We start from the raw sequence: 20340 nt of genomic DNA, 5'->3' as shown, positions 1-20340 counted from the left end.
CAGAAGAATACCGTCGCTGCCCCGTACGGGTCAAAACGGGGGCCGCGCCCCGCGAGGGCCCCGGCCCCCGGCCCCGCGCCTACCGCGCCCGTACCACCCGTCGCTCGTCCCACACCGGCTCCGGCGTCTCCCGTACGACCCCGTCCGAGCCGAATACCAGATACCGGTCGAAGGAGCGAGCGAACCAGCGGTCGTGGGTGACCGCGAGCACCGTCCCGTCGTACACCTCAAGACCGTCCTGGAGGGCCTCCGCCGACTCCAGGTCCAGGTTGTCCGTCGGCTCGTCCAGCAGCAGCGCGGTCGTACCGCGCAGTTCGAGCAGCAGGATCTGGAAGCGCGCCTGCTGGCCGCCCGAGAGCTTGTCGAAGGGCTGGTCGCCCTGGCGCTCCAGCTCGTAGCGGCGCAGCACGCTCATCGCGCCGCCGCGGTCCTTCGCGTGCTCCGTCCACAGGATGTCGACCAGCGTGCGGCCGAGCAGCTCGGGGTGGGCGTGGGTCTGCGCGAAGTGGCCCGGCACGACGCGCGCGCCCAGCTTCCACTGCCCGGTGTGCCGTACGTCCTCACCGGCCAGCAGCCGCAGGAAGTGGGACTTGCCGGAGCCGTTCGACCCGAGGACCGCGACCCGCTCGCCGTAGTAGATCTCCAGCGAGAACGGCTTCATCAGCCCGGTCAGCTCCAGGTTCTCGCAGGTCACGGCCCGTACGCCGGTACGGCCGCCGCGCAGCCGCATGGAGATCTCCTGCTCGCGCGGCGGCTCCGGCGGCGCTCCCGCGTCCTCGAACTTCTTGAAGCGCGTCTGCATCGCCCGGTAGCGCGAGGCCATGTCCGGGCTGATCGCCGCCTGCTGCCGCAGCCGGTGCACCAGCGCCTTCAGCCGGGCGTGTTCCTCGTCCCAGCGCCGCTTCAGCTCCTCGAAGCGCGCGAAGCGCTCCTTGCGGGCCTCGTGGTACGTACCGAACCCGCCGCCGTGCACCCACACGTCGGAACCGGCCGGGCTCGGCTCCACGCTCACGATCTTCTCGGCGGCCCTGGCCAGCAGCTCCCGGTCGTGGGAGATGAAGAGGACCGTCTTACGGGTCTCCTTCAGGCGCTCCTCCAGCCACCGCTTGCCCGGCACGTCCAGATAGTTGTCCGGCTCGTCGAGGAGCAGCACCTGATCGGGTCCGCGCAGCAGGGCCTCAAGGACCAGCCGCTTCTGCTCACCGCCGCTCAGGGTGCGCAGCTCGCGCCACTGCGCCTTCTCGTACGGGACGCCGAGCGCCGCCGTCGTGCACATGTCCCAGACCGTCTCGGCCTCGTAGCCGCGTGCCTCCGCCCAGTCGCTCAGCGCCTGCGCGTACCGCATCTGCGCGGCCTCGTCGTCGACCGTCATGATGCCGTGCTCGGCCGCGTCCACGGCCGCCGCGGCCTCCCGCAGGCGCGGCTGCGCGACCGAGACCAGCAGGTCACGGACCGTACGCTCGTCCCGTACCGACCCCACGAACTGCGACATCACCCCGAGCCCGCCGCTGACCGTGACCGTGCCGCCGTGCGGCTGGAGCTCCCCCGCGATCAGCCTCAGCAGCGTGGTCTTGCCGGCGCCGTTGGCCCCGACGAGAGCGACGACCGAGCCTTCCGCGACACGGAACGAGGCGTCGGCGAGCAGCACCCGCCCGTCGGGGAGGTAGTACTCCAGATGCGCGGCCTCAACATGTCCCATGTCCGGCATTGTCCGTGCAGGTCGCGCCGGAGCCCAATCCTTTTCCGATTCCCGCGCGATTTCCCGGCCGCCGGGCGGTCTAAACTCCCGTCATGAGCTTTGGGCAAGGGGGGCCCTCCTGGGGCGGCCCCGGTTCACCGGACCATGACCCGCACGGCACACAGACACCGGACTGGGCCGCTCTCGCGGACGCCTCCGCCGCGCGTACCCGCCGCAAACGCCGGCTGATGATCGGTGGCGGCGTGCTCGCGACCGGCGCGATAGCCGCGATCGTGGCGACCGCCGTCGTCTCCATGAACGGCGGGAACGACCGCGGCACGCAGAACACCGCCAACGAACTGCCCACGCCCACCGATCTGCCGGACCGGAGCCCCGAGGCCGAGCCCACCTTCTCCTCGGTCGAGCCGCTGCCGCCGCCGAACCCGAAGGACTACGTCTCCAGCGCCGACAAGGACAAGGCGCCGCTGAGCGCCGACACCCTCTTCCCCGGCGACAAGGTCACGATGAGCGACCGCGCGTACGCGAAGGGCGCCACGGCCCGCACCACCAACTGCGCGGCGGCGGCACAGGGCGCACTCGGCTCCATCCTCGCCTCGAACAGCTGCGACCAGGTCATCCGCGCCACGTACAGCAAGGGCGGGGTCGCCGTGACCGTCGGCGTCGCGGTCTTCGAGACGGAGGCGAAGGCACTGAAGGCCAAGGACCAGGCGGAGGACGGCATCGCCTCGCTCTCCGGCGCCGGCGTCCCGACCTTCTGCCGGGCCCCCTCGGTCTGCCGCAAGACCACCAACTCGTACGGCAGGTACGTCTACTTCACGGTCGGCGGCTTCACCTCCGGCAAGAACGTCACCACCTCCGACAAGGACGTCTTCACCACCGGGGACGACATCGCGGAGTTCGCCTTCCGCCAGATCCTCGCCCGGGGCAGGGCCCAGGCATCGGCCGCGGCCACCGCGCCCGTCGCCCCGTGACCGGGCCCGTCACCCCGTAGCCACCGGCCGTACGCCGCGTCGCCCGCACCTCTTTCGGCCTCGCGCGCGCTCCGCGCTGGGTACAGTCGGCGCGAATGTGTGGCGCTGGTGAACGTGCAGAGGGCGTGGGGTGGATGACGGTCAAAGTCACCGTGGTGGTGCCGACGTACAACTCGGGAATCCACATCGAGCCGCTGGTCGGCTCGCTGCTGGGGCAGACCCTGCCAAGCGACGAGTTCGAGGTGCTCTTCGTCGACGACGGCTCGACCGACGCGACCCCGGAGCGGCTGGCGGCCCTGGTCGCCGAGCACGGCCACTTCCGGCTGGAACGCATCGCCAACTCGGGCTGGCCGGGGAAGCCGCGCAACATCGGCGTGGAGCGGGCGAACGGCCGGTACGTGCAGTTCGCCGACCACGACGACCGGCTCGCGCCCGAGGCGCTGGAGCGGCTGTACGCCATGGCCGCGCGCAACGACTCCGACATCGTCATCGGCAAGGTCGCCAGCAACTTCCGCAGCCGGGGCGTCCCGTACGGTCTGATGACCCGGACCCGGGAGAGCTGCACCGTACGGAACGCGCCGCTGATCGACAGCCTCACCCCGCACAAGATGTTCCGCACCGCGTTCCTGCGCGAGCACGGCATCGCGCACCCCGAGGGGCCCTGGATCCTGGAGGACCAGCTCTTCATGGTCCGCGCCTACCTCAAGGCGTCCGTGGTCTCCGTACTGGGCGACTACGTCTGCTACGCGTACTGGGCCCGTGAGGACGCCGAGAACGCCGGTACGGCCGCCATGGACCCGCGCCGGTACTACGGGAATCTCCGCGAGGTCATGGCGACCGTCGTCGCGGGCACCGCGCCGGGGCCCGAACGCGACCGGCTGCTGCGCCGCTTCTACCGGGTGGAGATGCTGCACCGGCTGGGCGAGCCGCCGCGCGGCCTGCTGGTCGACCCGCCCTTCCGGGACGACCCGTTCGAGGTGGTGCGCGAGCTGGCCGAGGAGTTCATGACGGACGGTGTGCACACGGGGCTGGCGGCCGTGCAGCGGACCAGATCGGCCCTGCTCCGGGAGAACAGACCGGCGGAACTGACCGAGTTCACCCGCAGACAGACGGATCTGAGCGCCCGGTGCGCGATCGAGCGGGCGGGCTGGAACCGCGACCGGTTCACCGCGTCGTTCACCGCCCGTTTCGCGGGCGAGCCCGGCCCCGACGGCGCGCACGACGGCTCCGGTCTGCTGCTGGCCAGGCGGGGGGACCGGTACTTCCTCGCGCCCTCCCTCACCGACGGGGTCCTCTCCGAACCCGTCGACGTGACCGACGAGTTGAAGTCCTTCAAGGCCGATGTGCTGCTGCACCACGCGGAGACCGCGCATGTGTGGCTCCCCGAGCGCGAGACCTCGCTCGTCCTGGAGGAGGAACCCGCTCCGGAACCCGCCCCGGACGGCCCCGGCGGCCCCAGCGGCCCCGCCGGCCTCGTACCCGAGGGCACCGTTCTCGTACGGCCCGTCGTCCACGGCACCGTCGCCGTCGACCCGCTGCGCGGCGCGGGCGGCGGGCCGCTGGCCGAGGGCGTGTGGGAGGTACGGATCAGGCTGACGGGCGCGGGCTTCGACCGGTACACGCGCCTCGGCGGGAGCACGGCCCCCGGAGAGGTGGCCCTGCCCGCCCCCGGGATCCTCGGCGGGCACGAGATCACCGGCGCACTCACCGACGACGGACTGGCCCTGACCGTACGGGCGACCGACGCGGCGCCCGGCCCCCGGCCGCCGAAGGTCAGCGTCGTCGTACCGACCGCCGGAGCGGCGCCGGAGGCCGTCGAGACCACCCTCGCCTCACTGGCCGCCCAGACCCTGCCGGCGGACGCCGTCGAGGTGATCACCGTGGCGGACGCGGCGCCGGGCACCGATCCCCGCAACGCCGGGACGGACGGCGCGACCGGCGAGTACGTGCTGTACATGGAGCCGGGCGACCGGCTCGGCACGGAAGCCCTGGAGCGGATGTACGCGTACGGCATCGAGCACGACGCCGACATCGTCGCAGGCAAGCTCGCGGGCAAGGGCCGGCCCTTCCCGCGCGAGCTGTTCGTGAGGGACCGGCCGCGCGCCACCCTCGCCAGGGACCCGCTGGCCGACAGCCTCACCGCCGACAAACTGTTCCACCGCGCCTTCCTCGACCGGCACGGGCTGCGCTTCCCCGCGGGCGGATCCCGGCTGGCGGAGCAGGCGTTCACCGCCGAGGCCACCCTCCGGGCGGGCCGTACCGCCGTCCTCGGCGGCTACGTCTGCTACCACTACGGTCCGGGCGGCGCGGGACCCGCCGTACCGCCCGGGGAGTTCTACCCCGAGCTGCGCGCCCTGCTGAAGACCGTCGACGGGCTCGTCGGCCCCGGGGCGGCGCGCGACCGGCTGCACCGGCGCTGGCTGCGCGTGGAGATCCTGGACCGGCTGAGCGGCAAACGCCTGCTGGACCTGGACGAGGACGCGCGGCGCGAGCTGTTCCGGGCGATCCGCGGGGTCGTCGTGGACGGGATCTCCGAGACGTCGGTGGCCGGTCTGCCCGCCGCGCGCCGGGTGGCCGTCGGGCTGATCACCGACGACCGGCTCGACGATCTGGTGGCGCTCGCCGCGTGGGAGTCCTCGGTCGTCTGCCACGCCCGGCTGGACGCGCTGTCCTGGCTGGACGACGGCGGCTGTCTGCGGATCGCCTTCACCGGCGAGCTGCACGGCGCCGACGGCCCCCTGGGCGTCACCGACACCGGCGCAGGCACAGGCACCGACACAGGCACAGGCACAGGCACAGGCACAGGCACAGGCACCGAGACAGGCTCCGCCCCCGGCACAGGCACAGGCACCGGCACCGGCACAAGCGCCGGTCCCGACACCCGTACGGACCACGAGGCCCTCGCCCCGGCCGGTCTCTCGCCCGCCCTGCGGGACCGGCTCGCCCGTGAGCCGCTCACCGGCGGCGCCTCCCCCGCCAAGGCGTCCGTCGTGCTCGTCCTGCGCGAACGCGCCAGCGGCGCCGAGTACCGGCTGCCCACGAAGACCACCGTCTTCCGCCCCGACGGCGTGCTGAGCGTCGCGGGGACGGCCCGGCTCGACCTCGCCACGGCGCTGGACGGCGCGCCGCTCGGCGACGGCGTCTGGGATCTGTCCGTACGCCTCACCGCGCTCGGCTGGACGAAGTCCGCGCGGCTCGGCTCCCGGCGCGGGCCCGAGGTGCCCGAGCGGCTCACACCCGTACCGCACCCCACCGCGCCGGACCGCCGCGTCACCCCGTACTGGACGAATCCGCACAAGGATCTGTCCCTGCGCGTCGCGGTCCCCGCGCCGGAGCCCGCACCCGCGCCGGCCACGCCGTCCCGTAGGCCGGGACCGCTGCGCCGCCTGGCCCGCCGGCTGCGGAGCAGCTGACCCCGGGGGCCGGCCCCGGCAACCGGCCTCAGCAGCAGCCCGCGTCCCCGCCGCCGTCCGCGTTCCCGTTCAGGTTCGCGCCCAGCGTCCGCTTGTTGCGCGCCGCACGGTTCCGCTCGCCCAGCAGTTCGTCGGCCGGATAGCCGACCTCCTCCAGGGTGAGCCCGTGCGGCCGTACGACATGCACCGCCGAGTCCCGCACCCCCGTCGCGAGCACCTTCGCCGGCCACTCCACGGGCCGGTGCCCGTCTCCCACGAACAGCAGCGCGCCCACCAGCGAGCGCACCATGTTGTGGCAGAAGGCATCGGCCCGCACGGTCGCGGTGATCACCCCGTGCGCGTCGCGCTCCCACTCCAGCCGCTGGAGCGTACGGATGGTCGTCGCGCCCTCACGCCGCTTGCAGTACGCCGCGAAGTCGTGCTCGCCGAGCAGCCCGGCGGACGCCGCGTTCATCGCCGCCACGTCCAACGGCCAGTCGTGCCAGAGCACATGGCCGCGCAGCAGCGGATCCACACCCCCGGGATGATCGGTCACACGGTACGCGTAGCGCCGCCAGACCGCCGAGAACCGCGCGTTGAAGCCCGGCGGTGCCTCGGTGACCCTCCAGACCCGTACGTCGTGGCTCAGCCGCCCCGCGAGCCGTCTCAGCAGCCGCTCCCGGTGCTCGGCCCACACGTCGTCCGGCAGATCGACATGCGCGACCTGCCCGCGCGCGTGCACGCCCGCGTCCGTACGCCCGGCGACGGTCAGCTCGTACGTACGCGAGGACCGCGTCACCGTACGCAGCGCGTCCTCGATCTCGCCCTGGACGGTCCGCTGGGTCCGCTGCCTCGCCCAGCCGGAGAAGTCCTTGCCGTCGTACGACAGGTCCAGCCGTATCCGTACGTGTCCGGGCGCCGCGCCCTCGACGTCCGCGCCGTACGTGTTGTCCGCGCTGTCCGTCCTGTCCGCGCCGTCCGCGCCGTCCGCGTTCGACTGGCCCATCCGACCCACCTGACCCACCTGTCCGTCCTCTCCACGCGGAACGGGCCCGCCCCCCTCAGGGAGCGGACCCGTCCGTCAGTCGTCAGAACGCTCAGGCGTCCTTGGACTCCGACTCGGCCTCGGCGGCCGGCTTGGCGTCCTCGACGGTCTCGGCCGGAGCCTCGTCCTTCTTGAGGGCGTCTTCCTTGACCGCGCGCTTCGTCGCCGCCTCGGCCTCACCGGTGGCCTGCTGCGCCACGGTCAGGGCCTCGACCAGCTCGATGACCGCCATCGGGGCGTTGTCGCCACGACGGTTGCCGATCTTGGTGATACGCGTGTAACCACCGGGGCGGTTCTCGTACCGCGGGGCGATCTCGGTGAAGAGCGTGTGGACGACGCTCTTGTCCGTGATCGACTGCAGCACCAGGCGACGGTTGTGGATGTCGCCCTTCTTCGCCTTGGTGATGAAACGCTCCGCGATCGGGCGCAGGCGGCGGGCCTTGGCCTCGGTCGTGGTGATGCGGCCGTGCTCGAAGAGCGACTTCGCGAGGTTCGCGAGGAGCAGCTTCTCGTGCGCGGCGCCGCCGCCCAGACGGGCACCCTTGGCGGGCTTCGGCATGTGTATCTCCTTGTGTCTGCACCGGCCGTATCAGGTACCGGTGTCAGTTCCCGCGGGGCGGCTGCCCCGCGGAAGCGAACTCGGGCCGGTCCGGGCTGCTCAAGCCCCGGGAACCCGGCACCATCAAGCCCGTCCGGGGATGGAGGACAAAGCCCTCCGCCCCGGACTCGGGGCCTTTAGTACTGCTCGGTCTCCACGAAACCCGCGTCCGCGTCGTCGTCGGCGCCGAAGGCGTCCGCGGCGGCGGTCGGGTCGAATCCGGGCGGGCTGTCCTTCAGGGCCAGGCCCATGCCGGCCAGCTTCGCCTTGACCTCGTCGATCGACTTCGCACCGAAGTTACGGATGTCGAGCAGATCGGCCTCGGAGCGCGCCACCAGCTCACCCACGGAGTGGATGCCCTCGCGCTTGAGGCAGTTGTACGACCGGACGGTGAGCTCAAGCTCCTCGATCGGCAGGGCGAGATCGGCGGCCAGCGCCGCGTCCGTCGGCGACGGGCCCATGTCGATGCCCTCGGCGTCGATGTTGAGCTCGCGCGCCAGACCGAACAGCTCGACCAGCGTCTTACCGGCGGACGCCATGGCGTCGCGCGGCCGCATGGCCTGCTTGGTCTCGACGTCGACGATCAGCTTGTCGAAGTCGGTGCGCTGCTCGACACGGGTCGCCTCGACCTTGTACGTGACCTTGAGCACCGGCGAGTAGATCGAGTCGACCGGAATCCGGCCGATCTCCTGGCCCACCTGCTTGTTCTGGACGGCGGAGACATAGCCGCGACCGCGCTCGACGGTCAGCTCCATCTCCAGCTTGCCCTTGCCGTTCAGCGTCGCGAGCACGAGGTCCGGGTTGTGCACCTCGACACCGGCCGGCGGGGCGATGTCAGCGGCCGTGACCAGGCCGGGACCCTGCTTGCGCAGGTACATCACGACCGGCTCGTCGTGCTCCGAGGAGACGACCAGCTGCTTGATGTTCAGGATGAGGTCGGTGACGTCTTCCTTGACGCCCGGCACGGTGGTGAACTCGTGCAGGACACCGTCGATCCGGATCGACGTGACCGCCGCGCCGGGAATCGAGGAGAGGAGCGTACGCCGGAGCGAGTTGCCGAGCGTGTAGCCGAAGCCCGGCTCCAGCGGCTCGATCACGAACCGCGAGCGGTATTCGTCGACGACCTCTTCGGTCAGCGAGGGACGCTGAGCGATAAGCATGTTTCGGTCCTCCAGTCTTGGCACCCGCTATTTGATGCCAACAGAACAAGGGTACGGGCGGCACGGCACCGAAGCGCCGTACCGCCCGCGAGCCGTTCCCCCGGCGAGGGGGGAAGGGGTCAGACGCGGCGGCGCTTCGGGGGGCGGCAGCCGTTGTGCGGGGTGGGGGTGACGTCCTGGATCGAGCCCACCTCCAGGCCGGTGGCCTGGAGCGAGCGGATCGCGGTCTCACGGCCGGAGCCGGGACCCTTCACGAAGACGTCGACCTTGCGCATGCCGTGCTCCTGCGCGCGGCGGGCGGCCGACTCGGCGGCCATCTGCGCGGCGAAGGGGGTGGACTTGCGCGAGCCCTTGAAGCCGACGTGGCCGGCGGAGGCCCAGGAGATCACGTTGCCCGAGGGGTCGGTGATCGAGACGATCGTGTTGTTGAACGTGCTCTTGATGTGGGCGTGCCCGTGAGCGACGTTCTTCTTTTCCTTGCGGCGCACCTTCTTGGCAGCGCCCTGACGACCCTTGGGGGGCATCTATTTCTCCTACAGGGAGGTGGTCGGTCCTACAGCGAAGACCGCGGATGAGCGTCCGCTGAGGACTACTTCTTGCCCGGCTTCTTCTTACCGGCGATGGCGCGACGCGGGCCCTTGCGGGTACGAGCGTTCGTGCTGGTGCGCTGTCCGTGCACCGGCAGGCCACGGCGGTGACGCAGACCCTGGTAGCAGCCGATCTCGACCTTGCGGCGGATGTCGGCGGCGATCTCGCGACGGAGGTCACCCTCGGTCTTGAGGTTGGCGTCCACGTACTCGCGGATCTTGACGAGGTCTTCCTCGGCGAGGTCGCGGACGCGGACGTTCGGGTCGACGCCAACGGCGGCGAGAGTCTCCTTGGACCGGGTGCGCCCGATACCGAAGACGTAGGTGAGGGCGACCTCGACGCGCTTTTCGCGCGGGAGGTCAACGCCTGCGAGGCGTGCCATTCATGGCTCCTGATGATGTCGGAGGTCTTCCACAGCGTCGTCCTGGCCGTACGGCATTGCGCACCGCACGAATTCCAGGTCCCCGGCCTCCGCCGGAGGTGTCGGTTCCCACCGCGTGGGAGCCGGACACTGCGTCATTACGAGTTTGCTCGCGTCGCGCGAAGTACTGCGAGAGGCAGGTGGTCTTGCGTCAGCCCTGGCGCTGCTTGTGGCGCAGGTTGTCGCAGATGACCATGACCCGGCCGTGACGGCGGATCACCTTGCACTTGTCGCAGATCTTCTTGACGCTCGGCTTGACCTTCATGGGATTGAGGTTCTCCGGGTCAGTGCGGGCACCCCGTGAGGGATGTCTGCAAGATCTACTTGTATCGGTAGACGATCCGGCCACGCGTCAGGTCGTACGGAGACAACTCCACCACAACCCGGTCATCGGGGAGGATTCGGATGTAGTGCATCCGCATCTTGCCGCTGATGTGCGCGAGGACCTTGTGACCGTTCTGCAGCTCCACCTTGAACATGGCGTTCGGGAGGGACTCGATCACGGTGCCCTCAATTTCGATGGCACCTTGCTTCTTGGCCACGCTTCGCCCTTCGAATCGGCTACCTTGATCGATTCTGGCAGCCGCATGAAGACACACGGGTACACCAGAGCCGACGCGTCAGTCTACGGGAGCGCACTCGAAAAGACGAATCCGTTGAGTTTGCCCACCGCGGGAGATTCTTAAGCCAATGGATCGGGAGCCGCGGTGATGCCCAGCTCGGCGAGCTTCGCCTTACCGCCGTCGGGGGCGGTCAGGACCAGCGGGCCCTCCTCGGTCAGCGCCACGGAGTGCTCCCAGTGCGAGGACCAGGTCCCGTCGGTCGTGATGACCGTCCACTCGTCCTCCAGCACCTCCGTACGCGGCGTACCGAGCGAGACCATCGGCTCGATCGCCAGGCAGAAGCCGGGGACCAGCTTCGGGCCTTTGCCGCGCTTGCGCGAGACGTAGTTCAGCAGGTGCGGGTCCATGTGCATCTCGGTGCCGATGCCGTGCCCGCCGTAGTCCTCGATGATCCCGTACTTGCCGCCGCCGGGGCGGGGCTGGCGGCGGATATACGTCTCGATCGCCCGGGACACGTCCACCAGCCGGTTGCCGCTCCGCATGGCCGCGATCCCGGCCCACATCGATTCCTCGGTCACCCGGGACAGCTCGACCAGCTCCGGAGCGTGACCGGTACCGACGAACGCCGTGAAGGCCGCGTCGCCGTGCCAGCCGTCGATGATCGCGCCGGCGTCGACGGAGATGATGTCGCCGTCCTTGAGGACGGTCGTGTCGTCCGGGATGCCATGGACGACGACCTCGTTGACCGAGGTGCAGATGGTCGCGGGGAACCCGCCGTACCCGAGGAAGTTCGGCTTGGCGCCGTGCTCCGCCAGGACCTTGCGGGCGACCTGGTCCAGGTCCCTGGTGGTGGCGCCAGGCACCGCCGCCGCGCCGGTGGCCGCGTGCACGGCGGCGACGACCAGTCCCGCCTCGCGCATCTTCGCGATCTGCTCGGGGGTCTTGATCTGCACCATGCCTGTGCCTTCCACCTGACTGTCACTGATTCGATACGCGCTGCTCGATACGCACTGCTCGATACGTCCGCCGCACGCGGACCGCTCAACAGTACGGCCGTGGTGTCCGAGGGACGCCACGGCCGTACTGGTACTGCTGCACTGCTGGGACCCGGGACCTACGCGGCCCGGACCTGCTCAAGCGCCGCCATCGCACGGTCGGTCACCTCGGTGACCTTGCCGAGCGCGGAGATCGTCACCACCAGGCCCTGGGCCCGGTAGTGGTCGATGATCGGCTCGGTCTGCGTGTGATAGACCTCAAGGCGGGTCCGCACCGTCTCCTCGGAGTCGTCGTCCCGCTGGTACAGCTCGCCGCCGCAGATGTCACAGACACCCTCCTTCTTCGGCGGGCTGTAGGTGACGTGGAAGACATGCGCGCTGTCGTTGCGACAGACCCGGCGCCCCGCGATCCGCGTGACGACCTCGTCCTCCGGGACCTCCAGGTCCAGCACCGCGTCCAGCTTCACGCCGTCCGCCTCCAGGGCTTCGTCCAGCGCCTTCGCCTGCGAGACATTGCGCGGGAAACCGTCCAGCAGGAAGCCGTCCGTGGCGTCCGGCTGGGCCATCCGCTCCTGGGCCATCGCGATGGTCACCTCGTCGGGTACCAGGTTCCCGGCGTCCATGTACGACTTCGCCAGCTTGCCGAGGGTCGTGCCCTGGCTGATGTTGGCCCGGAAGAGGTCGCCCGTGGAGATGTGCGGGACCTTCAGGTTCTTGGCGAGGTACGCGGCCTGCGTTCCCTTGCCGGCACCGGGCGGCCCGACGAGGACGATTCGCATCAGCGGAGGAACCCTTCGTAATTACGCTGCTGAAGCTGGCTCTCGATCTGCTTCACGGTTTCCAGACCCACACCCACGATGATGAGGATGCTCGTCCCGCCGAACGGGAAGTTCTGGTTCGCACCGCCGAAGCCTGCCAACGCCATCGTCGGGACGAGAGCAATCAGACCCAGATACAGCGAGCCCGGCCAAGTGATCCTGTTGAGCACGTAGCTCAGATACTCGGCTGTAGGTCGACCTGCCCGGATACCCGGGATGAAGCCACCATACTTCTTCATGTTGTCGGCGACTTCTTCGGGGTTGAAGGAGATGGCCACATAGAAGAAGGCGAAGAACACGATCAGCAGGAAGTACGTCGCGATGTAATACGGGTGGTCACCCTTGACGAAGTGCGCCTCGATCCAGGTCTTCCACGCGGAGTTCCCACTGGAGAACTGCGCGACGAGCGCCGGGATGTACAGCAGCGACGACGCGAAGATGACGGGGATCACACCCGCCTGATTCACCTTCAGCGGGATGTACGTGGACGTACCGCCGTAGGACCTGCGGCCGATCATGCGCTTCGCGTACTGCACGGGGATCCGGCGCTGCGCCTGTTCGACGAAGACGACCAGGCCCACCATCACGAAGCCGATCAGGATGACCGTGCCGAACTCGATCCAGCCCTTGGCGAGCGTGCCGCTCTCCTTGATGGCCCACAGCGCGCCGGGGAAGCCGGCGGCGATCGAGATGAACATCAGGATGGACATGCCGTTGCCGATGCCGCGGTCGGTGATGAGCTCACCGAGCCACATGACCGCCGCGGTGCCCGCGGTCATGGTGATCACCATGGTGACGGTGACGAAGATCGACTGGTCGGGCACGATCTCCGAGGCGACCGGGCAGCCGCTGAAGAGCGCGCCGCTACGGGCGGTGGCGACCAGGCCTGTGCCCTGCAGCACGGCGAGGGCGACCGTCAGATAACGGGTGTACTGCGTGATCTTGGCCTGACCGGACTGTCCCTCCTTCTTGAGGGCCTCCAGCCTGGGGATGACCACGGTCAGCAGCTGCAGAATGATGCTCGCGGTGATGTACGGCATGATGCCGAGCGCGAAGATCGTGATCTGCAGCAGCGCCCCGCCGCTGAACATGTTCACCAGACCGAACAGGCTGTTATTGCCCTTCTGGGCCGCGTCGACACACGTCTGGACATTCTCGTAACTGACACCCGGTACCGGGACATGTGCCCCGAGCCGGTACAGCACGATGATGGCGAGTGTGAAGAGCAGCTTCTTGCGCAGGTCGGGCGTCTTGAACGCCCGGGCGAACGCGGTGAGCACGGTGCCTCCTGCGACCCCCGCGCTACTGCGTCAGAGGTGACGGTATTGAGGATCGACGGATACGGAACAAGCGGAACCGCGCGGGGAACCCCTGCGGACACACCGCGCGGCGGGGGTCCGGGGGCGAGCCCCCGGCTTCAGTACAGCAACAATGCACGCCACCTTACCGGCGACAGTGCCCCCCTTGGAACGACCAACCGGGGATGCCCCTTTTGAGAGGCATCCCCGGTCGGATGTTCAGGCCATCGAGTTGTCTCAGACGAGCTCGGTGACGGTGCCGCCGGCGGCGGCAATCTTCTCCTTGGCGGAGCCGGAGACGGCGTCAACCGAAACCTGCAGCGCCACGGAGATCTCGCCCTGGCCCAGGACCTTGACGAGGCTGTTCTTGCGCACCGCGCCCTTGGTGACCAGATCGGCCACCGTGACCTCGCCGCCCTCGGGGTAGAGAGCGGAGAGCTTGTCCAGGTTCACGACCTGGTACTCGGTGCGGAACGGGTTCTTGAAGCCCTTGAGCTTCGGGAGACGCATGTGGAGGGGCATCTGCCCACCCTCGAAGCGCTCCGGAACCTGGTAGCGGGCCTTGGTGCCCTTGGTGCCACGACCTGCGGTCTTACCCTTGGACGCCTCACCACGACCCACACGGGTCTTGGCGGTCTTGGCGCCCGGGGCAGGACGGAGGTTGTGGACCTTCAGCGGGTTGTTCTCCGCCATGTCAGTCGACCTCCTCAACGGTCACGAGGTGGCGGACGGTGTGCACCATGCCGCGGAACTCGGGGCGGTCCTCCTTGACAACCGTGTCGCTGACCCGCTTGAGGCCGAGCGAACGCAGGGTGTCGCGGTGGTTCTGCTTGCTGCCGATGTACGACTTCGTCTGCGTGATCTTGAGACGGGCCATTACGCACCCGCTCCCGCACGCGCACGGAGCAGAGCCGCGGGGGCGACGTCCTCAAGGGGCAGACCGCGGCGGGCCGCGATCTCCTCGGGACGCTGCAGGCCCTGGAGGGCCGCCACGGTCGCGTGCACGATGTTGATCGCGTTGTCCGAGCCGAGCGACTTCGACAGGATGTCGTGCACGCCCGCGCACTCCAGCACGGCACGCACCGGGCCACCGGCGATCACGCCGGTACCGGGGGAAGCCGGCTTGAGCAGGACGACGCCCGCGGCCTTCTCGCCCTGGATCGGGTGCGGGATGGTGCCCTGGATACGGGGGACCTTGAAGAAGTGCTTCTTGGCCTCCTCAACACCCTTGGCGATGGCGGCCGGCACCTCCTTGGCCTTGCCGTAACCGACACCGACGGTGCCGTCACCATCGCCCACCACGACCAGCGCGGTGAAGCTGAAGCGACGACCACCCTTCACAACCTTGGCAACGCGGTTGATCGCGACAACGCGCTCAACGTAAGCGGTCTTCTCGGCGGCAGCGCCACCGTCGCGACCCTTCCGGTCCCGCCGCTCGCCGCCACCGGCACCGCTTCCGCGGCGCTGGGGTCCAGCCATTGGATTTACCTCTCTCTGTTACGTCCGCTAGCTCCGGAACCGGGGCTTAGAACTTCAGCCCGGCTTCGCGGGCGGCGTCAGCCAGAGCGGCAATGCGCCCTGCGTACTGGTTACCACCGCGGTCGAACACGACGGCCTCGACGCCGGCGGCCTTGGCTCGCTCGGCGACCAGGGATCCGACCTGCTTGGCCTGGGCGCTCTTGTCGCCCTCGGCACCACGGATCGAGGTGTCCAGGGTCGACGCCGACGCGAGCGTGTGGCCCGCGATGTCGTCGATGACCTGAGCGACCATGTGGCGGTTGGAACGCGTCACGACCAGGCGCGGACGCTCCGGCGAACCGGAGATGCGCTTGCGAACGCGGATGTGACGACGCTTGATGGCAGCGGCCTTGTAGGCCTTGCCCTTAGCAATCTTGACACCGTATGCCATGGCTTACTTACCCGCCTTTCCGACCTTGCGGCGGATGACCTCGCCCGCGTACTTGACGCCCTTGGCCTTGTACGGGTCGGGCTTCCGCAGCTTGCGGATGTTAGCGGCGACCTCGCCGACCTTCTGCTTGTCGATGCCCTCGACGGTGAACTTCGTGGGCGACTCGACCTTGAAGGTGATGCCCTCGGGGGCCTCGATGAGGATCGGGTGGCTGTACCCCAGGGCGAACTCCAGGTTGGAGCCCTTCGCCTGGACGCGGTAGCCGACTCCGCTGATTTCGAGCGCCTTGACGTATCCCTGGGTCACGCCGGTGATCATGTTCGCCACCAGCGTGCGGGACAGGCCGTGCAGGGCCTTGTTCTGACGCTCGTCGTTCGGGCGCAGCACCTGAAGGATGCCGTCCTCGCCCTTGGTGACCTCGATCGGCGCGGCAACGGTGTGCGAGAGGGAACCCTTGGGGCCCTTCACCGCGACCGTACGGCCATCGATGGTGACGTCCACACCGGCGGGAACCTGGATGGGGAGCTTGCCGATTCGCGACATGAGCTATTCCTCCGTTCCCGACTACCAGACGTAGGCGAGGACTTCCCCACCTACGCCCTTCTTGCTGGCCTGCTGGCCGGTCAGGAGACCGTGGGACGTGGAGATGATGGCCACGCCCAGGCCGCCGAGAACCTTCGGCAGATTGGTGGACTTCGCGTACACACGCAGACCCGGCTTGGAGATGCGCTTGATGCCGGCGATCGAACGCTCGCGGTTCGGGCCGAACTTCAGCTCCAGGACGAGGTTTTTGCCGACCTCGGCGTCCTCGACCTTCCAGCCGGTGATGAAGCCCTCCTGCTGGAGGATCTCCGCGATGTGCGACTTGATCTTGCTGTGCGGCATCACGACGTCGTCGTGGTACGCCGAGTTCGCGTTGCGCAGACGCGTGAGCATGTCTGCGATGGGATCAGTCATGGTCATGAATTGGCCTTCGGCCTCTCTCGCCGGGGTTTCCTGTATGCGCCATCCCTCTCCCCGATCAGAGCCGGGACGGGTGCGGTGCGGGGACCTACGGCGTAGTAAGTCTTAAATGGACGGCGGGCGCCCAACCCCACAAGCCTACGGCATGTGAAGGAGGGCTCCCACCAACCACATTGCTTACCGAGAGCTTCGGGTGGTCCTGAAAAGAAGGACTACCAGGAGCTCTTGGTCACGCCCGGCAGCTCGCCGCGGTGGGCCATCTCACGAAGGCACACACGGCACAGGCCGAACTTGCGGTAGACGGAGTGGGGACGGCCGCAGCGCTGGCAGCGGGTGTAACCGCGCACACCGAACTTCGGCTTGCGGGCGGCCTTAGCGATCAGAGCCTTCTTCGCCACGGTCAGTTCTCCTTGAACGGGAAGCCGAGGTGACGAAGGAGGGCACGACCCTCGTCGTCGTTGGTCGCCGTGGTGACCACGGTGATGTCCATGCCCCGGACCCGGTCGATCTTGTCCTGGTCGATCTCGTGGAACATGACCTGCTCCGTGAGACCGAAGGTGTAGTTGCCACGGCCGTCGAACTGCTTCGGGGACAGACCGCGGAAGTCACGGATACGCGGCAGCGCGAGCGACAGCGTACGGTCCAGGAACTCCCACATACGGTCACCACGGAGGGTGACGTGACAGCCGATCGGCTGACCCTCGCGCAGCTTGAACTGCGCGATGGACTTCCGGGCCTTGGTGACGGACGGCTTCTGGCCGGTGATCGTGGTGAGGTCCTTGATGGCACCCTCGATCAGCTTGGAGTCGCGGGCGGCGTCGCCCACACCCATGTTGACCACGATCTTGACGAGGCCGGGGATCTGCATGACGTTCTCGTACGAGAACTCCTCACGCAGCTTTCCGGCGATCTCCTCGCGGTAGCGCAGCTTCAGACGCGGCGCGGTAGTGGTCGCAGTCATCAGATGTCCTCACCGGTCCGCTTGGCAACGCGGATCTTGTTGCCCTCGTCGTCAAAGCGGTAGCCGACGCGGGTGACGACCTTCTTGCCGTCCTTCTCCACGACCAGCTGAACGTTGCTGATGTGGATGGGGGCTTCGGTGGTCACGATGCCGCCGGTCTGGGAACCGCGAGCGGTCTGGCCGGCCTTGGTGTGCTTCTTGACCCGGTTGACACCCTCGACGAGAACACGGTCCTGCGTGGGGTAGGCCACGATGACCTTGCCCTGCTTGCCCTTGTCCTTACCGGTGATGACCTGAACCAGGTCGCCCTTCTTGATCTTCATGCTTACAGCACCTCCGGCGCGAGCGAGATGATCTTCATGAACTTCTTCTCGCGCAGCTCACGGCCCACCGGGCCGAAGATACGGGTGCCGCGAGGGTCGCCGTCGTTCTTCAGAATGACGGCGGCGTTCTCGTCGAAGCGGATGTACGAGCCGTCCGGACGGCGGCGCTCCTTGACGGTGCGAACGATGACGGCCTTGACGACGTCACCCTTCTTCACGTTGCCACCGGGGATCGCGTCCTTGACGGTGGCGACGATGACGTCACCGATGCCCGCGTAGCGGCGACCCGAACCACCGAGAACACGGATGGTGAGAATTTCCTTCGCACCCGTGTTGTCGGCGACACGCAGTCGCGACTCCTGCTGGATCACGTCTATCTCCTGATCGTCTGCCGGTTCCCGGCGGGGCTCCGTAAGTCGACTTGCGTAGGTCACTCATGGAGCCCCACCGAGCCTGGCGGAACTGTTCCGAGGGGAAACCCCCTCGGAGGGGTTACTTGGCCTTTTCGAGGATCTCGACGATGCGCCACCGCTTCGTGGCGGACAGCGGCCGGGTCTCCATCAGGAGGACGCGGTCGCCGATGCCGGCGGCGTTCTGCTCGTCGTGCGCCTTGAGCTTGTTCGTACGGCGGATGACCTTGCCGTACAGCGCGTGCTTGACGCGGTCCTCGACAGCGACGACGACGGTCTTGTCCATCTTGTCGCTGACGACCAGACCCTCACGGGTCTTGCGGAAGCCGCGGTCGGTCGTGGCGTTGGTCTCGGTCACATTGCTCTCAGTCATCAGGCGCTCTCCACCGTCTCGATGCCCAGCTCGCGCTCACGCATCAGGGTGTAGATCCGCGCGATGTCCTTGCGCACGAGCTTCAGCCGCCCGTGGTTTTCGAGCTGACCCGTCGCCGCCTGGAAGCGGAGGTTGAACAGCTCTTCCTTGGCCTCGCGAAGCTTCGCGAGAAGCTCCTCGCTGCCCAGTTCGCGCAGTTCGGACGCCTTGGTCACGGCCGCCATCACGACTCACCTGCCTCGCGCCGAACGATCCGGCACTTCATCGGAAGCTTGTGAGCAGCGCGGGTAAGCGCCTCACGCGCAATCTTCTCGTTCGGGTAGGACAGCTCGAACATCACCCGACCGGGCTTGACGTTCGCGATCCACCACTCCGGGGAACCCTTACCGGAACCCATGCGGGTCTCGGCGGGCTTCTTGGTGAGCGGACGGTCCGGGTAGATGTTGATCCAGACCTTGCCGCCACGCTTGATGTGACGGGTCATCGCGATACGAGCGGCCTCGATCTGACGGTTCGTCACGTACGCGGGGGTCAGCGCCTGGATGCCGTACTCGCCGAACGCAACCTGCGTCCCACCCTTGGACATTCCGCTGCGCTTCGGGTGGTGCTGCTTGCGGTGCTTGACCCTACGGGGGATCAGCATTTCGGTCAGGCCTCCGTTCCGCCGGTAGAAGAGGACGTCGCCTCAGCGGCCGGAGCAGCGGCGGCGTCGGCCTTGGGGGCCTCGGCTGCCGGGTTCTGCTGCGGCTTGCGGCCACGGCCGCCACGCTCGCCACCGCGGCCACCACGGCCGGCGGGACGGTCGTTGCCACCACCACGGGCCGGACGGTTGCCGGCGCGGGCCGCGGCGTTCTCGGCGCGCACCTCGGCGATGTTCTTGACGTCGCCCTTGTAGATCCAGACCTTCACACCGATACGGCCGAAGGTCGTCTTGGCCTCGAAGAAGCCGTAGTCGACGTTCGCGCGGAGCGTGTGCAGGGGCACGCGGCCCTCGCGGTAGAACTCCGAGCGGGACATCTCGGCGCCGCCGAGACGGCCACCGCACTGGATCTTGATGCCCTTGGCGCCGGCCTTCATCGTCGACTGCATGCTCTTACGCATGGCGCGACGGAAGGAGACACGCGAGGACAGCTGCTCGGCGACGGCCTGGGCCACCAGCTGAGCGTCCACCTCGGGGTTCTTGACCTCAAGGATGTTCAGCTGGACCTGCTTGCCGGTCAGCTTCTCCAGCTCGCCGCGGATGCGGTCGGCCTCGGCGCCGCGGCGGCCGATGACGATGCCCGGACGTGCGGTGTGGATGTCAACGCGGACGCGGTCGCGGGTGCGCTCGATCTCCACCTTGGAGATGCCGGCCCGCTCCATGCCCTTCGTCATCATGCGACGAATGGCGACGTCTTCCTTGACGTAGTCCTTGTACAGCTTGTCGGCGTACCAACGGGACTTGAAGTCCGTGGTGATACCGAGCCGGAACCCATGCGGGTTAACCTTCTGGCCCATTACCGGGTTCCTTCCTTGCTGCTGACGACCACGGTGATGTGGCTGGTCCGCTTACGGATCCGGTAGGCACGGCCCTGGGCACGCGGACGGAACCGCTTCAGGGTCGGGCCCTCGTCCACGTACGCCTCGCTGATGACCAGCGAAGAGGCGTCGGTGTGGTCGTAGTTGTGCGCGGCGTTGGCAATGGCGCTGTCAAGCACCTTGCCGACCGGCACGCTCGCGGCCTGCGGGGCGAAGCGCAGGACCGCCTGAGCCTCCGTGGCATCCATGCCACGGATGAGGTCCACCACGCGGCGGGCCTTCATGGGCGTGACGCGGATGTACCGCGCCTGGGCCCTGGCTTCCATGGTTGTCCC

28 protein-coding genes are annotated in these 20340 nt (G+C 68.5%); 2 read left to right on the top strand and 26 right to left on the bottom strand.

Features of this window, described 5'->3' with window-relative positions; translation table 11 throughout:
- Positions 1-79: 79 nt before the first annotated feature.
- Complete coding sequence (locus ACZ7LS_RS05410) at positions 80-1699, bottom strand: ABC-F family ATP-binding cassette domain-containing protein (protein WP_382668390.1); 1620 nt, start codon at positions 1697-1699, stop codon at positions 80-82.
- A 92-nt stretch (positions 1700-1791) separates the two neighbouring features.
- Here ACZ7LS_RS05410 and ACZ7LS_RS05405 point away from each other — a divergent pair, with 92 nt between their 5' ends.
- The gene (locus ACZ7LS_RS05405) at positions 1792-2670 is read left to right on the top strand and encodes a hypothetical protein (RefSeq protein WP_385131772.1); all 879 of its coding nucleotides are present in this window, start codon (positions 1792-1794) and stop codon (positions 2668-2670) included.
- Between the two features lie 134 nt (positions 2671-2804).
- Positions 2805-6083 carry a glycosyltransferase gene (locus tag ACZ7LS_RS05400; RefSeq protein WP_385131770.1) on the top strand — a complete coding sequence of 1093 codons (3279 nt, stop codon included), beginning with the start codon at positions 2805-2807 and terminating at the stop codon, positions 6081-6083.
- Positions 6084-6111: 28 nt separating this feature from the next.
- Here ACZ7LS_RS05400 and truA read toward each other — a convergent pair whose 3' ends face one another.
- From truA to rplV, 25 genes are all read right to left on the bottom strand, one after another.
- Positions 6112-7068 carry a tRNA pseudouridine(38-40) synthase TruA gene (gene truA, locus ACZ7LS_RS05395; protein WP_385131767.1) on the bottom strand — a complete coding sequence of 319 codons (957 nt, stop codon included), beginning with the start codon at positions 7066-7068 and terminating at the stop codon, positions 6112-6114.
- A gap of 91 nt (positions 7069-7159) precedes the next feature.
- Positions 7160-7666: a 50S ribosomal protein L17 gene (rplQ, locus tag ACZ7LS_RS05390; RefSeq protein WP_129770851.1), complete on the bottom strand. Its 507-nt coding sequence runs from the start codon at positions 7664-7666 to the stop codon at positions 7160-7162.
- A 176-nt stretch (positions 7667-7842) separates the two neighbouring features.
- Positions 7843-8865, bottom strand: a complete 1023-nt coding sequence (locus ACZ7LS_RS05385; RefSeq protein WP_003956430.1) for a DNA-directed RNA polymerase subunit alpha — start codon at positions 8863-8865, stop codon at positions 7843-7845.
- A gap of 119 nt (positions 8866-8984) precedes the next feature.
- The gene (gene rpsK, locus ACZ7LS_RS05380; RefSeq protein ID WP_003956432.1) at positions 8985-9389 is read right to left on the bottom strand and encodes a 30S ribosomal protein S11; all 405 of its coding nucleotides are present in this window, start codon (positions 9387-9389) and stop codon (positions 8985-8987) included.
- 65 nt (positions 9390-9454) lie between these two features.
- Positions 9455-9835 (bottom strand): 30S ribosomal protein S13, encoded by a 381-nt coding sequence (gene rpsM, locus ACZ7LS_RS05375; protein ID WP_030351452.1) that lies wholly within the window; start codon positions 9833-9835, stop codon positions 9455-9457.
- A gap of 190 nt (positions 9836-10025) precedes the next feature.
- On the bottom strand, positions 10026-10139 hold the full coding sequence (gene rpmJ / locus ACZ7LS_RS05370) for a 50S ribosomal protein L36 (RefSeq protein ID WP_003956441.1): 114 nt from the start codon (positions 10137-10139) through the stop codon (positions 10026-10028).
- Positions 10140-10194: 55 nt separating this feature from the next.
- Positions 10195-10416: a translation initiation factor IF-1 gene (gene infA / locus ACZ7LS_RS05365; RefSeq protein WP_003956442.1), complete on the bottom strand. Its 222-nt coding sequence runs from the start codon at positions 10414-10416 to the stop codon at positions 10195-10197.
- Between the two features lie 140 nt (positions 10417-10556).
- The gene (gene map / locus ACZ7LS_RS05360) at positions 10557-11393 is read right to left on the bottom strand and encodes a type I methionyl aminopeptidase (protein WP_382520414.1); all 837 of its coding nucleotides are present in this window, start codon (positions 11391-11393) and stop codon (positions 10557-10559) included.
- A 158-nt stretch (positions 11394-11551) separates the two neighbouring features.
- Positions 11552-12211, bottom strand: a complete 660-nt coding sequence (locus ACZ7LS_RS05355) for an adenylate kinase (RefSeq protein ID WP_382520412.1) — start codon at positions 12209-12211, stop codon at positions 11552-11554.
- Positions 12211-13530 carry a preprotein translocase subunit SecY gene (gene secY / locus ACZ7LS_RS05350; protein ID WP_030351449.1) on the bottom strand — a complete coding sequence of 440 codons (1320 nt, stop codon included), beginning with the start codon at positions 13528-13530 and terminating at the stop codon, positions 12211-12213. Before secY ends, ACZ7LS_RS05355 begins: the two co-directional genes overlap by 1 nt.
- A gap of 255 nt (positions 13531-13785) precedes the next feature.
- Positions 13786-14241, bottom strand: coding sequence for a 50S ribosomal protein L15 (gene rplO / locus ACZ7LS_RS05345; protein WP_030351448.1), 456 nt, complete (start codon positions 14239-14241; stop codon positions 13786-13788).
- A gap of 1 nt (position 14242) precedes the next feature.
- Complete coding sequence (rpmD, locus tag ACZ7LS_RS05340) at positions 14243-14425, bottom strand: 50S ribosomal protein L30 (RefSeq protein WP_066943591.1); 183 nt, start codon at positions 14423-14425, stop codon at positions 14243-14245.
- On the bottom strand, positions 14425-15027 hold the full coding sequence (gene rpsE / locus ACZ7LS_RS05335) for a 30S ribosomal protein S5 (protein WP_030351447.1): 603 nt from the start codon (positions 15025-15027) through the stop codon (positions 14425-14427). Before rpsE ends, rpmD begins: the two co-directional genes overlap by 1 nt.
- Positions 15028-15073: 46 nt before the next feature.
- Complete coding sequence (gene rplR / locus ACZ7LS_RS05330) at positions 15074-15457, bottom strand: 50S ribosomal protein L18 (protein WP_030351446.1); 384 nt, start codon at positions 15455-15457, stop codon at positions 15074-15076.
- Positions 15458-15460: 3 nt separating this feature from the next.
- A complete protein-coding gene (rplF, locus tag ACZ7LS_RS05325) occupies positions 15461-16000 on the bottom strand; it encodes a 50S ribosomal protein L6 (RefSeq protein WP_129770855.1) in 540 nt (179 codons plus the stop codon).
- A gap of 21 nt (positions 16001-16021) precedes the next feature.
- Positions 16022-16420: a 30S ribosomal protein S8 gene (gene rpsH, locus ACZ7LS_RS05320; protein ID WP_030351444.1), complete on the bottom strand. Its 399-nt coding sequence runs from the start codon at positions 16418-16420 to the stop codon at positions 16022-16024.
- Between the two features lie 212 nt (positions 16421-16632).
- Positions 16633-16818: a type Z 30S ribosomal protein S14 gene (locus tag ACZ7LS_RS05315; protein WP_003948630.1), complete on the bottom strand. Its 186-nt coding sequence runs from the start codon at positions 16816-16818 to the stop codon at positions 16633-16635.
- 2 nt (positions 16819-16820) lie between these two features.
- Positions 16821-17381: a 50S ribosomal protein L5 gene (rplE, locus tag ACZ7LS_RS05310; protein ID WP_030351443.1), complete on the bottom strand. Its 561-nt coding sequence runs from the start codon at positions 17379-17381 to the stop codon at positions 16821-16823.
- Positions 17381-17704, bottom strand: coding sequence for a 50S ribosomal protein L24 (gene rplX / locus ACZ7LS_RS05305; RefSeq protein ID WP_030351442.1), 324 nt, complete (start codon positions 17702-17704; stop codon positions 17381-17383). Before rplX ends, rplE begins: the two co-directional genes overlap by 1 nt.
- Before the next feature lie 2 nt (positions 17705-17706).
- Positions 17707-18075, bottom strand: coding sequence for a 50S ribosomal protein L14 (gene rplN, locus ACZ7LS_RS05300; RefSeq protein ID WP_003974257.1), 369 nt, complete (start codon positions 18073-18075; stop codon positions 17707-17709).
- Positions 18076-18196: 121 nt separating this feature from the next.
- Positions 18197-18487 (bottom strand): 30S ribosomal protein S17, encoded by a 291-nt coding sequence (gene rpsQ / locus ACZ7LS_RS05295; protein ID WP_249948331.1) that lies wholly within the window; start codon positions 18485-18487, stop codon positions 18197-18199.
- Positions 18487-18711 carry a 50S ribosomal protein L29 gene (gene rpmC, locus ACZ7LS_RS05290; protein WP_382520408.1) on the bottom strand — a complete coding sequence of 75 codons (225 nt, stop codon included), beginning with the start codon at positions 18709-18711 and terminating at the stop codon, positions 18487-18489. Before rpmC ends, rpsQ begins: the two co-directional genes overlap by 1 nt.
- Complete coding sequence (rplP, locus tag ACZ7LS_RS05285; RefSeq protein WP_014047785.1) at positions 18711-19130, bottom strand: 50S ribosomal protein L16; 420 nt, start codon at positions 19128-19130, stop codon at positions 18711-18713. The genes rpmC and rplP overlap by 1 nt, the downstream gene beginning before the upstream one ends.
- A gap of 5 nt (positions 19131-19135) precedes the next feature.
- A complete protein-coding gene (rpsC, locus tag ACZ7LS_RS05280) occupies positions 19136-19984 on the bottom strand; it encodes a 30S ribosomal protein S3 (protein ID WP_030351439.1) in 849 nt (282 codons plus the stop codon).
- Positions 19984-20331 (bottom strand): 50S ribosomal protein L22, encoded by a 348-nt coding sequence (rplV, locus tag ACZ7LS_RS05275; protein WP_004571827.1) that lies wholly within the window; start codon positions 20329-20331, stop codon positions 19984-19986. Before rplV ends, rpsC begins: the two co-directional genes overlap by 1 nt.
- Positions 20332-20340 lie beyond the last annotated feature (9 nt).

The organism is Streptomyces sp. NPDC039430 (assembly GCF_055639435.1).
This window is presented reverse-complemented; position numbering and strand designations above follow the sequence as displayed.